Raw genomic sequence first — 14,866 nt, forward strand, 5'->3', positions numbered from 1 at the left:
GTAAGGCGGATTCCGTTTGTCTAGACTACTATCCCAGTCGAAGACGATCATTTTTGAAGAGTGGGCGGGCAGCAAAAATATGATGAATAATTTAGTGAAAGTGAAATCAAAGCTCTATTTTGCCGATGAAACAATAGGGGGAATAGTAGAAAGTAATATTTGATGGAGGTCAACATGAAACGATTCATTTCAGCGGTGTTATGCCTTATGTTCATCCTCACGGTGGCTCATTCAGGTACGGTGCAAGCCAAGGGGGATAACGTAAGTGCCATTAGCGAGCAGCACTATACACGTATCGGCGAAGATTACGAAGTATTTGACGACAACGTGTTACTGTCGAAAAGGGACGGGAGCGTTTGGACGTGGGTCATAAATAAAGATTATTTAGAAACTTCAGATTACTATATAGCTGAAATGCTCCAAATTCCGGGCTTGCAGGATGTGAAGCAATTCAGGTACAAATCCCGTGAGAAGAAGAACAGCAGAGAGATTATTAACTACGTTGCATTAAAAAAGGATGGAACCGTATGGTACTGGGACTCCAAAGTTACTGAAACCTACGGTACTACTATACATAGTCCTATGGGAACTCCATCGCCCATCACAGAGTTGAATCATGTCACTTCACTCGTTGCTGATTTTTTTTACGACAATTCTAACTTCAAGACCTTGTTCGTATTAAGATCAGACGGCTCGGTTTGGAGCTGGGGAAGCGAACTAGGCGGCGTCTCGTCGATTCCGATTCAATCCAGGCTGCTTGATGATGTCGTATCCATAAGCTCGGCGAACGGTTTCGCCTATGCAATTAAAAAGGATGGTTCGGTTTGGAAATGGAGCACAAGTGACTACCTTCCGCATAATATCTCTAAAGACAAGAGGCCAGAACAGGTCAAGGGTCTTAGCGATATCGTCAAGATCGAGACGGGCGCTTATCCAAACTTTGCATACAAGAAAGATGGCACGGTTTGGGACTGGTCGGCATATAACTCTGCGAGTGTTCCCGAACAATTACATGGAGCAACCGGCGCGCGAAGTATCGTTGAATTCAGCACGATGCTGCAAGATCGATTTATCGATTCCATTTATGCTTTGCGGACGGATGATCAGCTCTGGTCCGTGTACAACGACGATAAAGTGTTCCAAGGGCTTACAGACATCGTCTCCATACACAATAAAGTCAAGGACAGGTATTCTAAATGGTATTATGCCTTGAAAAAGGATCAGACCTTGTGGGCATGGGAAGATGATTATTATTCCTTGCCCAAGCTGGTTGTGTTTACGAAAGGAACAGTGGCAGGTTATGGCTCTGGCGAAGCAGAGCAACCTACTGGTGGGGTAATAGGCACGCCAACTGGTGATAGATCGGGGACAACAGGCCAACCAACGGATAGTCGGAATGGGACAACAGGTACACCCATCGGGGGTCAAACTGAAAAGACAAAGCAACCGACGGGGAGTCGTCCTGATGCGGGAGATCGAGCAACCGGAGAAACTGGAACAACAAACCAACTAACTGGCGACCGTTCTGAGACAAAAACTCAACCTGCGGTACGGAATTCACCGGAAATTAGCCTGTTTCCGTTTATCACGATGCTGCAGCCGGGCGGACAACAGATCATTACCGCAAGCAATGTGCTTACCGGGACCCAAATAACGTATACCATAGACGATCCGAGCATAGGAACTATATCGAATGTGAATGGCATCCCCGTTATTACCGCGAAAAAATCCGGACAAACTGTTGTACGGGTAACCGCGACCCGAGCCGGTTTTCCAGACGAGACCGCCTATTTCTTGTTGTATGTTGTGGATGGCAGCATACTGTCCAATACGTATCTAACGGCTGTCGGGTCAATTCCTGACGCTGACAGACAGAACCCCGTTATTGTGGAGGGACTGACACAAGCGGGAGAGCTTGTGATCACAGCCGCAAGCAGCGGAGAGGTGGCTCCCGTTAACGGCCAGCTAGTCGTAACGACCGAGTTGATGGACCGCTTAGCAGGCAATGCGTCAAAGGCGAAATTAGCGGTAAAGCAGGCGCTGTCGGAGAACCGAATTACGCTTGCAAGAGAGTTGATCGTGAATGCAGAAATTTTGCCCTCGTCCGGACAAAACGAATATATTTTCAAGCTGTACAAGAATAGCTTCACGGGCCGGAAGGATATCGACTATATTACCATTCAAGCGGGGGATGCGAAGCTGGTGCTGAATGTTGTCACCGCAGATCGTCTGTTCGATTCACGTACGGTGATTGTAATTCGTCTGATCCAAGCAAATAACGGCGGATTTCAAGTGCTATTCTCAGATGAACAAGGTCAGGAGCTACCGAACGTATCAAGTAATATTCTGATCATTCTGCCTGCAAAGCAGACGAATGCAACACATACCAGCGTGTTCTATTCAAATGGTAAAAAGGCGCAGCCGATCGGCGGAAAGTTCAATCCGTCCCAAAACGGCATAGAAGCGGAAATCAACCGTTCCGGAACGTATTTCGTGGACGATAATCCCAAGTCATTCCCTGATGTTGACGATCGAGATCCAGAGCTGCAGCAAGCGGTTCAGTTCCTGGCTTCCAAAGGAATCGTGACCGGGAAAGAGAACGGCAACTTTGAACCCGATTCCCCGCTCACCCGTGCAGAGTTTACGGCTATGCTTGTAAGAGCCTTTTATGCATTGGATGAGACGGCGACGGAGAGCTTCTCCGACGTGCATCCGCCACAATGGCATCATCCCTATATCGCTTCATCAGAGAAAAAACATATCGTCGAAGGTTACCCTGACGGCACGTTCAAGCCGGATAAAACGATATCCCGTGAAGAAATGACCGCCATCGGCGCAAGATACCTGCATGAAAAGAAACATTATTACTACCCTGCGAATCCGGAGGATTACCTGAATCAATTCATAGACAAAGAAACCATCTCCAATTGGGCCAAGCCAACCATGTCCTTGGCTGTGAAGCAGCATCTAATCGATGTTCCTGCCAATAAACGGATTAACGCCCGCGAGGCCGTCACGCGCGGGGAGGCTGCGCGGATGTTGTATAGGCTTTATTTGTTGGTTTGATGGGGGAGGTTATTGAGGGAGAATGTAGAGAGGACTGGATGATGTTGTCCAGTCCTTTTTCATGTAGAGTATTGTCAGTTAAAATCCACTTCCACAGAGCCAAGGTCGTAACACAACACGATCAAAGTCGATCCTTACTTTAACGCAGCGAATTAGCAGGGGACCTTAGGAAGGTAACAAAAGACAAGCTGTTGCATTAACAAAAGTATGTCTTTTTTGATGTAAGCCTTGACTTCTTGCATTTGAGCAGTTTACTTAAATTTTTCAAGACTGTTTTTCATTGAAACGCTTGGAGATATTCGTCTGACCAAGAATATAGTCAATACTTACGTTGTAAAACTCGGATAACTTAATTAACACTGAGCTTGGGACGTCCAAGTTCCCACTTTCATATCGGGAATAGGTTGCCTGAGAGATGTTTAGATAATCTGCCAATTGCTGTTGCGTCAAATCCTTATCCTCACGTAAATCACGTATTCTCTTATACATTCGTTCATCACCCAAGCTAAGTTTAAATTATGCGGAAATTGCATATTGTATTTTATGCACTTTTCGCATAAAATCTATTCATATGGAAACTGCTGGATGTTGATATCTCGAGACTATAGTGATCCTGTCTACCTATTTCTATAAAAGGAGCGAGTAGAATGAAGAATATTTTAGAGGAACTCTACTACGGTAACCTGCATCCCGAAGAGTGTATTATCCCAACTGATCCTGAATATCGTCCTCTCAACAAAAAGATTTCTAAATTGATGGAGGAAGCAAGGGAAAGACTTTCGGAGAAGGATTTCGCAACACTTGAGCAGATTTTGGATTTGACGAGTGACTCTAGTTCCATGGTTACAAGTGCTTCTTTTGTAGAGGGATTCAGGATGGGGGCTTTGGTGATGGTGGAGGTGTTTTGTGGTGGGAGGTTTTTAGGAAGTGAGGTCGATAGGGAGTTTTAGACATAATGATGTGGTATGGATAATGATCTAAGAGCTCTTGCTGATAATATCAGTAGGAGTTTTTGTTGAAAATGAGAGGATTATTTCCCTGCAGATTATTCCAATTCTATAGTACAATAGGCTTATAATAGAGCAGTCAATTGTATTTTGTAGTCGTTCTTAAAATACTCAACATACATATATGGTAGGTGTGCTATGACTAATAAAGTGAATATGAGAGAATTATTTCTTGATATGCAGCAAGAAATGATTATGGAATTAAACAAATTACGTAAGCATGTTACACATGCCCCAACTAAAGGAGATACGGTTGAATTAAGTTGGATCGAGTTTCTAAGTACTTATTTACCTAACCGATATTGCGTAGACACAGCCTTTATTGTAGATAATACTGGTATACGCAGCGATCAGATTGATCTGGTCATTTATGACCAACAATACTCTCCTTTTGTTTTTTGTCATTCTGGTGTTAAGTACATACCTGCTGAGAGCGTTTACGCAATCTTTGAAGTAAAGCAAACACTAAACAAGCAGCACTTATTATATGCAGCTGAGAAGGCAGAATCGGTCCGCGCTCTTGAGCGTACGTCCGTACCTATCATTCATGCCGGTGGGATTTATCCACCAAGACCAACTTTCGACATCGTGGCTGGTCTTATTACTACATCTTCTGACTGGACACTACCATTTGGGAAGCCATTTCAGGAAGTGAATAAAGAGTTAAAGCCTTGGCAACGCCTGAATATCGGTTGTACGTTGGATAGCGGTTCTTTTCTCTTAAAAGCGGATGGGACATTTGATATTAGTTCTAAGGAAGAGTCTTTGATTTTCTTTTTTATTAAATTATTTATTCAACTTCAAAATTTGGGTACCGTGCCTGCAATGGATATTGATTTATATAGTCAGGTGTTAGACTCTATTTAGCGAATTAATCGTATATAGTTGTGCCTAAACTTATGAGAATGTTAGTTAATCAAGAGAGAAATTGAAATTCGATAACACTGAGTCAATGCTAAGGGCACCCTTGGTCGTAAAAAGCAGTAAGCAAAGAAGATGTCAACAAGTGGTTCTACGAGGTTAAGTTCGATGGACTTTTTTTAACCTTGAGGTCCAGTATTAGAACGTTATACGACAGAGTTGATATAAATAAATTTAAATACTCCAAATTAATCATAGGAGAGTAATTATGAGACTAAAAATTGAAGAATGGTTGTCTAATCAAACTGTTTCTGAAGAAGCTCAGAATTTACTTCAAGAGTCAATCGTTTGTTATAAGGCTTCAGCCTACAGAGCTAGTTTTTTATTTTCTTATTTGTTTTTTCAAACGGTATTAAAAGAACGAATATTATCTTCTGAAATACCAGGTGATGTTCCATTATCTAAATGGAATGGAATAATACAAAATTTACGTAACGATGACAAGTGGGATGAAGAAGTTTATGAAGTTGTGAAGAGAGGTTCTGGAAACTGGGTCATATTCAATCTAAATGACGATCTGAGGCAGCAAGTATCATACTGGAAGAATAGACGTAACGATTGTGCACATGCTAAGACAAATGGCATTCAAGCATCACACGTAGAATCATTTTGGGCATTTATTCAATATAATCTTCCAAAGTTTGTGGTGAATGGTGGAAAGGCAGCACTTTTAGAAAAAATAAAAGTACATTTTGATATTGCCTTGACAGCCCCAAATGCAGATTTTGAGTATATTATTCAGGAGATTGTTAATTCGATTTATGAGCATGAGTATAGGAAATTTATTGAAGATATTAATCAGTTATTAGGGGATACATTTTTTGATTCTTCATATGAATCTGAACGTAAAATTAAATTTTGGTTAAGAATATTTGGTTTAAATGAAGCTTTTGATAAATCATTGATTGAGTATCTTCAGGAGAATGAAAAATTATGTAATGCACTATTGAAAAGTGATTCCAGTAAAGTAGTATATTTTAGAGGGCATCCTCAGTTTATTCGTAAACTCTGGTTTGATGGTAAAGTTGATGTAAGTATACTCGCAGCATTGTTTAGAAATAATCTGATCCCAACTGATCAAGAGGAAGAAGCAATAGTAAATTTCATACGTTCTTCTCAGCCAGTATATCCTGAAAGTATTCCAGAAGAAGATATGAATATCTTAGTATCAAAAGGTCTTCCAATAAAATTAAAAAATATTGCATTTGAAGAGCGCTGTATAGGTGTTTTCGATTGGGCGAATCATGCAAAAAGATGGCTAATAGTTTGGTATATTAAAAAGTATGGTATTGATGAGGTAGTTGTTAAGGCGTTGTCAATTACTTTTCAAGGTGCAAATCCGTGGCATCTAAAAGATGCTTTGAAAGAAATTTTCGATGAAGATTCAACACTAAAAGACTCTTATATTCGTATTGCTCAGGATAAAGGGTATCACTTGCCGGAGTTGCTAGGTTTTTAACTTAGTTTTGAGATGTTTAAATGATACATATGTTCAAATTTCTAGGGCTATCCAAAATTATCAAAGAAGTGCTCCGCTTTTTAGCAAAGTTGGGGCATTTCCCCTTTGGTTGTCGGTGGTTAACACAGAAGCATGTCTAGACAATACACGGCTGACCAAGAAAAAAGCTGTCTAAGGCAGGTCGTTAGTAGATACAATAACGTTTTACGAAAGGGATGCAATGCAAATAAATGATAGAACCTAAAGAGAGAGCAAGAGACTTAAAGAAATTGGCTGAAATTGCGAGGCGAATTTCACGAATAGAAAACAAAAAATATGCTACTACACCAAGAACTCTTTACGCGGAGGAATTATTTGAAAAAACACTTTTAAATGTTTATAGCTTTATTAGGCTTTGGCCACATGATAAAGAAAGTAAAAAATTATTTGATGCAAGTTCCCTTGCTAGTTTAGGAAGGAATATTATTGAAACTCATAAAGTATATCATTACATTTGTGAACGAGGTATAAGTCAAGAAGAGTTTGAATTGAGATGGATTATAATGGTATTACATGACGGTTTGGGTAGGGATAGAATACTTAACAAACTAGGTTTTTCTGAAGGTGATGATAATAAACAGGTAAGTATGATGTCTGTATCATTTGCAGAGGGGATATTGAACCAAAATCCTTTATATAATTTATTAGATGAAAAATTGAAGAAGAAAATAATGAAAGGTGAAAAACCATATTTATTTGAAAGAATTTCCAAACGAAAATTTCCAATAAATAAGGAATATGAATCTGGCATATATAATTTGCTTTCGAATAGTGTTCATTCTTTTCCTTTGGGGCTCATTAATTACTCGGGCGGTATCTCTGAGGAATTCCATTTAGGAATGTACCATCTAGTAACTCTTGCAGTAGAAGTTAGTATTATGTATTTTGCTTCTGTAATAGATTCTTATATTGGTCTAAGAAGATTTTCGCATTTAATGAATAAAGATGATTTGAAATTTATAAAAACCATGATTAATAATAAAAATTTTTATGAATGGCTAAATCAAAGAAAAACCAAAGGTATGAATGGCCCTTTTTCATATCAAGGTTAATTTAAGTTTACTTGTAATCCAGAACTCTTCATTATTCTATTGACTAGTAATGGATAGTAATCTTGTATGTATATCGCTCTTTACAATACTGGCAGATTCAGTTGTTGCTTCGAAACTGATGATCCTAGGAAACAGTATATTCTATCTATAGATATTTAAGAGAGGTGAGATTATGGGGAGAACAAATACTTTCTTAAGCGGAACGATTACTGCAGATGAACGGGAGCATTTATATAGTGAGATTTGGACAGAGCCAGTAAAAACCGTGGCTGAAAGGTACGAAATCTCTGATGTAGCTTTGAGAAAGCATTGTATCCGATATGGCATTCCTCTACCACCGAGAGGTTATTGGGAAAAATTAAAGGCTGGTAAATCTGTGCACAAACCGGCGCTTCCTAAAGTAACAAGTGAGTTAAGAAAGCATATCCGTAACTATGTAATCAAGTATAAATATGATGTGAAGAAATTAACGGATGAGGAACTTAAATCAGGAGAGGAAATGTTTTTATTAACAGATGATACTAAAAATTATATTAAAGAAGTTTGCTCGAAAATTACGGTCAAATCCCAGCTTCGTGATCCTCATCCCCTAATTGTCGAGCATCAAGAAGAAATATTATATAGGAAGAAAAGAGATAAGGCAGTTGAGAGGGCCAGTTTCAACTATTTATATCAATCAAGTATTAAAAGTAAGTACAAGGAAAACAAAGCAATTCTCCCCATATTTGTATCTCCCAATCAAGTAAAAAGAGCCTATCGAATTATAGACACCATAATTAAGACATTACCTCATCTAGAGAGTCGGCTTTCTATCGGGCACCAAAAGGATCAGGGTTTTATCGATGTGATGCATGTTACATTCGAATTCGAATTGAAAGAAGTTGAGGAAAAACGAAAGTCTAAAAAACAGACTGAAGAGGCATCTGGAAAACTAGCTCCGTCGTTAGTACTTTCATTTACAGCAAATAGATCTTCATGGAACAGGGAATATTCGGAACAGTTAGAGTATAGAGATACTCCTTCAGAACCTTTGGAAAGCAAGTTGGATTCGGTTATAACCAATTTATTTATATTGGCAAATAGGTTTCTTGCAAAAGATGAATTATATCTCAGGGAACTTGAGAGAAAGTGGGCTGAGGAAGAAAAACAGTACCAGTTAAAGAAACTAAAACGTAGGGAAGAAGAAAATGTAAAAATATTGGAGCAGCTTGTTCAGGAATGGGACCAGTCCAGAAAGTTTAGGGAATTTGCTGAATTTCTTGAAAATGACGCAACAGGAATGCAAGATTCTCAGCAGAAGCAGAAAATTTTAAATAAGGTAAAATGGATAAGAGAAAAAGCAGATTGGCTTGACCCCCTTATAGCAAAAGAAGATGAACTTCTTGGAAAAAGAAAAAGTGCCTTAGATTTACTTGAAGTTGAATAATTAATTATGAATCAAGATGGTGATTTAATGATTGAGGAGATTAGGGAGAAAACCTATGCGGTAATCGTAGCTGTTGAGAATTATCAATTTGGTATTCCGAAGGTTGAGTATGCAAAAAATGACGCTAGTGAATTTCGAAACTGGTTAATAAATGATCTAAAGGTTCCCAATGAGAATATTAAGCTATGGTCTGATAGCAATGTGACTAGATCAGCGCTAACTGAAGAACTTCAATATGATATTTCTAGACTAAGTGAAAATGATAAGTTTATTTTTTACTATGCTGGTCATGGTTTTTTTGATGGTGGTTCTAACAAGATAACGACATGGGATACTCATCAAAACAATCTTAGAGAGACCACTGTTTCACTGAACTGTATATTAATGGAATCTCTAAGAAAATCCAAATGTGATAAAAGCCTGATATTCATAGATGCCTGTGCTAGCAAAATTGGCGAGCAATTATCGAGTAGAGAACTTCTTATCGGTATGAATACTAATGAATTTATCAATTTTGTACATTCAGGCAAATATAGAGGCATGTTTTTATCATGTTCTCGGGAAGAAAAATCATATAGTAGTTCTGTACTTGAGCATGGTATATGGACCTATTTTTTATTAAAAGCTCTCAGAGGTGAAGCGCCTGAAGCAATTATAAAAGAACGATTCGTTACAAATACTTCGTTGTAGAATTATCTTAGTAAAGCAGTACCAGATTTTATTAAAAACGAAACAGATATAACAGGAGTACAAAATCCATGGGCCGAAGTAGCTAGCTCTAATGAATTTACTGTCTGTGAGATTTTTAAAGAAAATAGTGGGATTGATATAGAGTATATTTTTATCCCAGAGAGACTTATGCTCGATATTAATAACGATTTGATAATTGCTCCGCTAAGTGGGCTGGAAAACGATGGACGAAGGTATCCGATGTTTGATTCTGAAGGGCTAAAAGAGTTTGATGTTGAAGCTTTTTGTATAAGAATTAGCAGGGTAAAGAGTGAGATTAAGGGCTTGTTAGAAGAAATAATTGACTTCCTAATGGAATACGAATGGAAAGAAGAAGTATCCTTTGAAAAAGACGATGACAAATTTATGATTTGTGCAAATCTTTATGAAGATAGAGAGAATGAAACGATAACGATTTCACTATGTTTACTATTACGTATCTCTGGTTTTCACCCAATGGGTGATATTATTTTTGAATCGGAATTTAATGTTGAAGAAAATGAGCTAACAATTTCCACAGAAAATAGTGACTTCAATTTAGATGAAGAAGAAATCCAGATTATTTTTTCGGATTGTTGGGACGAAATAAGACAATACCTTTTAATCGAAAAAGAAATTCTAGAGGAAATTTGGGAAGACGAGTAGGTAGTTTAAACAATAAGTTTATTACCTCTGAATCCAAGTAACTTCCTTATTTGAATTTGCATAGCGATATCTAAAGAAATTAGGGAATGGGCAGCTCCAGTGTCGATAACTAAATGATCAATGATCAGAGATTGTCCTTTATAGGCAGCCTTGCTTTAAATTGTCTGTAATATATGGGGCGCCTGACATGCCGCTGAAGGTGCAAGAGACGGGATATACTGGCTTTTATTTTCGGGTGCTTCAGGAAGGGCTTGTATCGAAGTCGGATAGTCTGATTAGAACCAGCCGTCATCCGAAGGGCATTACGATTTCCTATGCTAACCACATCATGCACCGGGATAAGAATGATACAGAAGGGATTAAGAAGATCCTCCAAGTGGAAGAGCTCTCGGCAAGCTGGAGGAAAACATTTGTGAAGCGTCTGGAAGGAAACGTGACGGATACCAAGGAAAGACTGACAGGTAATCAGGGTAAGTAGTGCCACTTTTTGTGATACATACATATCATACATTATTAAATAACTACGGGAAAAGTAAGAATCCACTCCTAATCAAAAAATCCCTCTGTAAAAGCGTTATAAAATGAGCTATAATAAGGTAAGAATAAGTAAGGAGCCGTGCGGTAACACGACTCCAGTGTACAATAACTGCATATAGAGCAGTCGGCCACATAAGATGGGTCGGAAATAGACCGTTATCCTAGGTAGGGCGGTCTATTTCTTTTTCATGTAGGTGAGCAATGCCAGAATGAACATACCAAACATGAACATTAAGGAAAGTGCATCTTTAACCTCCATGGGCATCACCTCCCTTCTGGGAGATTAGCCGACCGCCCTTATAGCCGTATATTGTACTCTAAAAATTATAGCATAATGAACAGAATAAAAGTGAAATAAGAACTCTAATAGCTAAGTGAGTAAATAATAGAATTATGTAACATCCCCCTCTAGTCCTCGTATAACCAAATTTAATCTACACTTCCCTTATATCACGTGAATCCTGATGAATATAGAATAATTTGTGAGTGTATAGTTGGTGTTTTTACATTTCTATCGTAAGTAGGCATTTTTTTTGCCTAATTTCTCTTCTCATTCTAGAATTTCCTAATATTATCTGACTTAGTAGGGTTTATTAGCGAAGGACTAGTAGAGAAGAAAAGTATTGACTTGAATCGAGCATTAAAGTTCCTGAGTTCAATTTTTGTTGTAGCTGCAGTTGGTAGATCGTATTTTGGTGTAAATCCATTTCACGGGCTACTTGCGCAACTGACTTTCCTTCTTCTTGAATCAGTCGAACCGTTTCCATTTTGAATTCTTTGTCGTACTTTTTTGTCATTTCGAACACCTCGAATTAAGATATTTTTATTCTATCTCATTCTCGGTTCTTCGTGTCCACTTTCTAGTCTAGCAACAGGTGTTTTGTGGGGAGGGGAAGAGTACTAGGGAGTGAGGTTAGTAGGGGATTTGGAATATAACAGCTGTAATGTGGATTAAAGATCTATAAGAGCTTCTGCTGATAATATCAGTAGGAGTTTTTTTGTTGAAGGGAAAAGGAATTATTTCCCTCGTATTACTCTTACTTTATAGTAAAATGGGCTTATAGTAGATTTTGACTATTTTGGTTAATGAGGTTCGCGGAATCAATTGTATTTTATGGGATTACGAAGTTCGTGGATAATACGTTATACGACATGGGCATATAAACACTATTAAAAAAGGGAAGGTATACTCATGAAGATTGTTAGCACTCTCGAGCATTATGAACAGCTGATTGATGAAGGTAACGATCCATTAGAAGACTCTCCAATATTACAAGCTTATATGAATAGATGGGATGGTCCCATTTTTTTCGATGCAGTAAAAGCTGACAACAAAATCGTATTAGATGTTGGGGTTGGAACAGGTAGGGTAGCTAAATCAGTTTTAAATGAAGGTTGTCAGTTTCTTGTTGGTATTGATATCTCAAAAAAGACTCTGGATAGAGCAAGGTCTAATTTAGGTACATTTTCAAACATAGAGCTAGTCATGGCAGGTATTAATGATTTTATTCGCCCAGATACTTTTGATCTAGCGTATAGTGTATTGACATTTTTGTACATAGAGGAAAAAGAGAAAGCGTTTCGCAATATTTATAATTCACTTAAGGATAATGGATTATTTGTTTTATCAGTAAGTAAGGATGATGAGTGGTTTGGTTATGGAAGCAGGAAGATAAAGCTTTATCCCATTGAATTAGATGAATATGTTCGTCTTTTTCTATCAACTGGTTTTCAAATTCAATCGATTCAGGAAACTGAAAGTAAATATGCAACAATTATTGTCGGCAAGAAGTAATGTAAGTATCTTCGAAGAGGAAGCAGGACACATGATACGACTTTGGCAAGGTACTATGGAGATAAGCGAACTACTAGGGAATCGATTCAAAACATGTATTATGTAATTTTACGAAGTTCGTGAATATTATTTCTCTGAAGCTTATTATTCTTCACACTAATATAAGTGGCCCAGTATCCAACCGGAGGCGTACGAATAACGACTCTATATTGCAATCTCCGATCCCTCCAAGCCTGCTAAAGAACGATTTGAGAAGCTCAAAGCGTTGGGTATGATCGTGCCGCATACAAAGGATTGGAGAGCAGTATCGTCGCCGATAAAATCATGTCTATCATGGTCGCCATCATGAAATCCGCGGAAGAGACAGTGGATGCCCGGATTGCTAGTGTGAGACAAGCATTGGACAGTGTTGCTTCCGTGAAGCTCGTCTACCAAGATCAGAGTCGACTGCAATCGCTCATCGAATCTCGGTTGCAAGTTCAGATGGAGCTCATGGAATTATCGAAGGGAATCATCGAAGTCTATCAAGCGATGGATCAGAGCGTGAGTGGATTGCTCGAACAATTCGAAGAGGAGCTGCCGTCGAACAATGACTATATTAATGCGGTGATGAATCCGCTGAAACCAATCTTCACTCCTTCGAATATTGGAGCGCTGACCACAAAGATACTAGGAGACTTGCAGCAGAATCGCGTATCGTTGTCCATTATGGAAGACAAGATTAAGAGCCTGATCAATCTTGTGTTCAAGCTATGTGAGGAAGATGCGACGATTATCGAATATCAGCAGAAGCTAATCAATTTGCTCTTATCGCAGCGTGTGGAAGATGTGGTGATCGTAGATAGTATCATCAAAAATTCTCTGCGGATCTTCGTTGGACCTGAGGATACGGGTCGTACGGCTACAGCATTAACGTGGGCGGGCGTAGTATCGCGCCGTCAGAATACACTGTTGCTCGACCTCACTGGGGATTCAAAGTTACGGCAGTATGGCGTGGAGCCGATGGCACTGGATACATTCTTGGAGCAGCGGCTGGAGCAGCAATTGGTCTGTGTTGAAGGGAATCTGAATCAGACGTTGGAGCGTGTCGATGAGGTCGTCGCTGAATTGAAGACGCGATTGAACTATTATGCGCATATTCATGTAATTCTAGATGCAGGACAATCGGAGTTACTCAGTCATCTTGCACCTTCCGCACTGTCTGTTCATTTCATCACAGATGGTACAACACGGGGAACGAAGTTATTGAAGCAGACCATCGAATCTTTCACGGAAGAGAATATTGCGAAGAAAGTGATTCTCATCGATCCGCCGATTGATCCGGTACGCATGAAGCTCGACCTATCAATCGATCCGTTACTTGCGAAACTAATTATTATTCCGCATATCCCGCATATTCGCGCATGTGCATACAATCATACAAAGCCCTATGAGAATAAAGAAGTCATGGCCGTATTCGAAGAAGCATTTCGGTAAATTAGCAATAGATTTAAACGTCTAAAAGGAGATGTGATAAATATGTTTAAGAAAACGTTGATGGCAATTATTGTTGGTACCACTGTATTTACCTCTGCTGGAGTAGCAAGTGCAGCGACTTCTTTACCTGAAGTACGGAAACCGTCCCTAGCAATTGATCTCATTGTAGATGGTAAGAGAGTCACTCTACCAGATACAGAACCGTATATTGACGATGCTGGAAATACGATGGTTCCTATCCGCTTCGTGAGTGAGAAGCTAGGGGCCGATGTCAAGTGGGATAACGCAAACCAAATCGTAACTATTATCCATAAGGGGAATACGATTGTAATGCCAGTAGGGTCGAAAAAGGTCACTGTGAATGGCAGCGAAATCACTCTCGATACAATGGCGATTAAGAAAGAGGGTCGTGTTGTAGTTCCTCTTCGTTTTGTGAGTGAAACTCTCAATACCGAAGTTAAATGGGATGGAGCTTGGAGTGCGGTAAATATCGTAAGTCCAGAGTATCAAAGTAAGATTGATAATGGTGCTGTAACACTAGATCGCTGGGGTCGTGAGCTTAGAGCTAACCAAAACTCTGATGAATGGATTCTTATGAGTGATACTCCTGATAATGTGTATAAGATTGGAAAGTATAAGATTACCCATACGGACACACAGAGACCAGCAAAGGATTATTATAATTTATTCAGTAAAGAAGATCTAGACCGCATA

Annotated in this window: 14 protein-coding genes and 1 pseudogene; 12 read left to right on the top strand and 3 right to left on the bottom strand. The window is 39.1% G+C overall.

Features of this window, described 5'->3' with window-relative positions; translation table 11 throughout:
• Window positions 1-174 precede the first annotated feature (174 nt).
• Window positions 175-3,066, top strand: coding sequence for an S-layer homology domain-containing protein (locus BFJ94_RS24340; RefSeq protein WP_229716890.1), 2,892 nt, complete (start codon window positions 175-177; stop codon window positions 3,064-3,066).
• Between the two features lie 264 nt (window positions 3,067-3,330).
• On the opposite strand, the gene BFJ94_RS24345 is transcribed toward BFJ94_RS24340, so the two are convergent.
• Complete coding sequence (locus BFJ94_RS24345; RefSeq protein WP_120464925.1) at window positions 3,331-3,555, bottom strand: helix-turn-helix domain-containing protein; 225 nt, start codon at window positions 3,553-3,555, stop codon at window positions 3,331-3,333.
• A gap of 158 nt (window positions 3,556-3,713) precedes the next feature.
• Here BFJ94_RS24345 and BFJ94_RS24350 point away from each other — a divergent pair, with 158 nt between their 5' ends.
• The 8 genes and pseudogenes from BFJ94_RS24350 to BFJ94_RS24380 all read left to right on the top strand — a co-directional run.
• Entirely contained in the window at window positions 3,714-4,016 is a 303-nt protein-coding gene (locus BFJ94_RS24350; protein ID WP_120464926.1) for a DUF6809 family protein, read from the top strand.
• 195 nt (window positions 4,017-4,211) lie between these two features.
• Window positions 4,212-4,940: a DUF6602 domain-containing protein gene (locus BFJ94_RS24355; protein WP_120464927.1), complete on the top strand. Its 729-nt coding sequence runs from the start codon at window positions 4,212-4,214 to the stop codon at window positions 4,938-4,940.
• Between the two features lie 262 nt (window positions 4,941-5,202).
• On the top strand, window positions 5,203-6,453 hold the full coding sequence (locus BFJ94_RS24360) for a hypothetical protein (protein WP_120464928.1): 1,251 nt from the start codon (window positions 5,203-5,205) through the stop codon (window positions 6,451-6,453).
• A gap of 230 nt (window positions 6,454-6,683) precedes the next feature.
• A complete protein-coding gene (locus BFJ94_RS24365; protein ID WP_120464929.1) occupies window positions 6,684-7,544 on the top strand; it encodes a DUF5677 domain-containing protein in 861 nt (286 codons plus the stop codon).
• 172 nt (window positions 7,545-7,716) lie between these two features.
• Window positions 7,717-8,970 carry a hypothetical protein gene (locus BFJ94_RS24370; RefSeq protein WP_120464930.1) on the top strand — a complete coding sequence of 418 codons (1,254 nt, stop codon included), beginning with the start codon at window positions 7,717-7,719 and terminating at the stop codon, window positions 8,968-8,970.
• Window positions 8,971-8,976: 6 nt separating this feature from the next.
• Window positions 8,977-9,660, top strand: coding sequence for a caspase family protein (locus BFJ94_RS25990; protein ID WP_229716892.1), 684 nt, complete (start codon window positions 8,977-8,979; stop codon window positions 9,658-9,660).
• Window positions 9,661-9,900: 240 nt separating this feature from the next.
• Window positions 9,901-10,344, top strand: coding sequence for a hypothetical protein (locus BFJ94_RS25995; RefSeq protein ID WP_240431928.1), 444 nt, complete (start codon window positions 9,901-9,903; stop codon window positions 10,342-10,344).
• 142 nt (window positions 10,345-10,486) lie between these two features.
• Window positions 10,487-10,822, top strand: a pseudogene (locus BFJ94_RS24380) (3-alpha domain-containing protein); the annotation flags it as partial.
• Between the two features lie 234 nt (window positions 10,823-11,056).
• On the opposite strand, the gene BFJ94_RS26170 reads toward BFJ94_RS24380, so the two are convergent.
• Together BFJ94_RS26170 and BFJ94_RS24385 are read right to left on the bottom strand one after the other, a co-directional pair.
• Complete coding sequence (locus BFJ94_RS26170; protein ID WP_220687457.1) at window positions 11,057-11,140, bottom strand: putative holin-like toxin; 84 nt, start codon at window positions 11,138-11,140, stop codon at window positions 11,057-11,059.
• 334 nt (window positions 11,141-11,474) lie between these two features.
• Window positions 11,475-11,678, bottom strand: a complete 204-nt coding sequence (locus tag BFJ94_RS24385) for a transposase (protein ID WP_120464932.1) — start codon at window positions 11,676-11,678, stop codon at window positions 11,475-11,477.
• Window positions 11,679-12,073: 395 nt separating this feature from the next.
• Between BFJ94_RS24385 and BFJ94_RS24390 the strand changes: the two genes are divergently transcribed.
• From BFJ94_RS24390 to BFJ94_RS24400, 3 genes are all read left to right on the top strand, one after another.
• Window positions 12,074-12,676, top strand: a complete 603-nt coding sequence (locus BFJ94_RS24390; RefSeq protein WP_120464933.1) for a class I SAM-dependent DNA methyltransferase — start codon at window positions 12,074-12,076, stop codon at window positions 12,674-12,676.
• 294 nt (window positions 12,677-12,970) lie between these two features.
• Complete coding sequence (locus BFJ94_RS24395; protein WP_162944392.1) at window positions 12,971-14,152, top strand: hypothetical protein; 1,182 nt, start codon at window positions 12,971-12,973, stop codon at window positions 14,150-14,152.
• A 42-nt stretch (window positions 14,153-14,194) separates the two neighbouring features.
• Window positions 14,195-14,866 (top strand): copper amine oxidase N-terminal domain-containing protein (locus BFJ94_RS24400; protein ID WP_205571050.1); only part of this gene is annotated, 672 nt, incomplete at its 3' end.

Origin of the sequence: Paenibacillus aceti, from assembly GCF_003614185.1 — a bacterium.
Taxonomy (GTDB): domain Bacteria; phylum Bacillota; class Bacilli; order Paenibacillales; family Paenibacillaceae; genus Fontibacillus; species Fontibacillus aceti.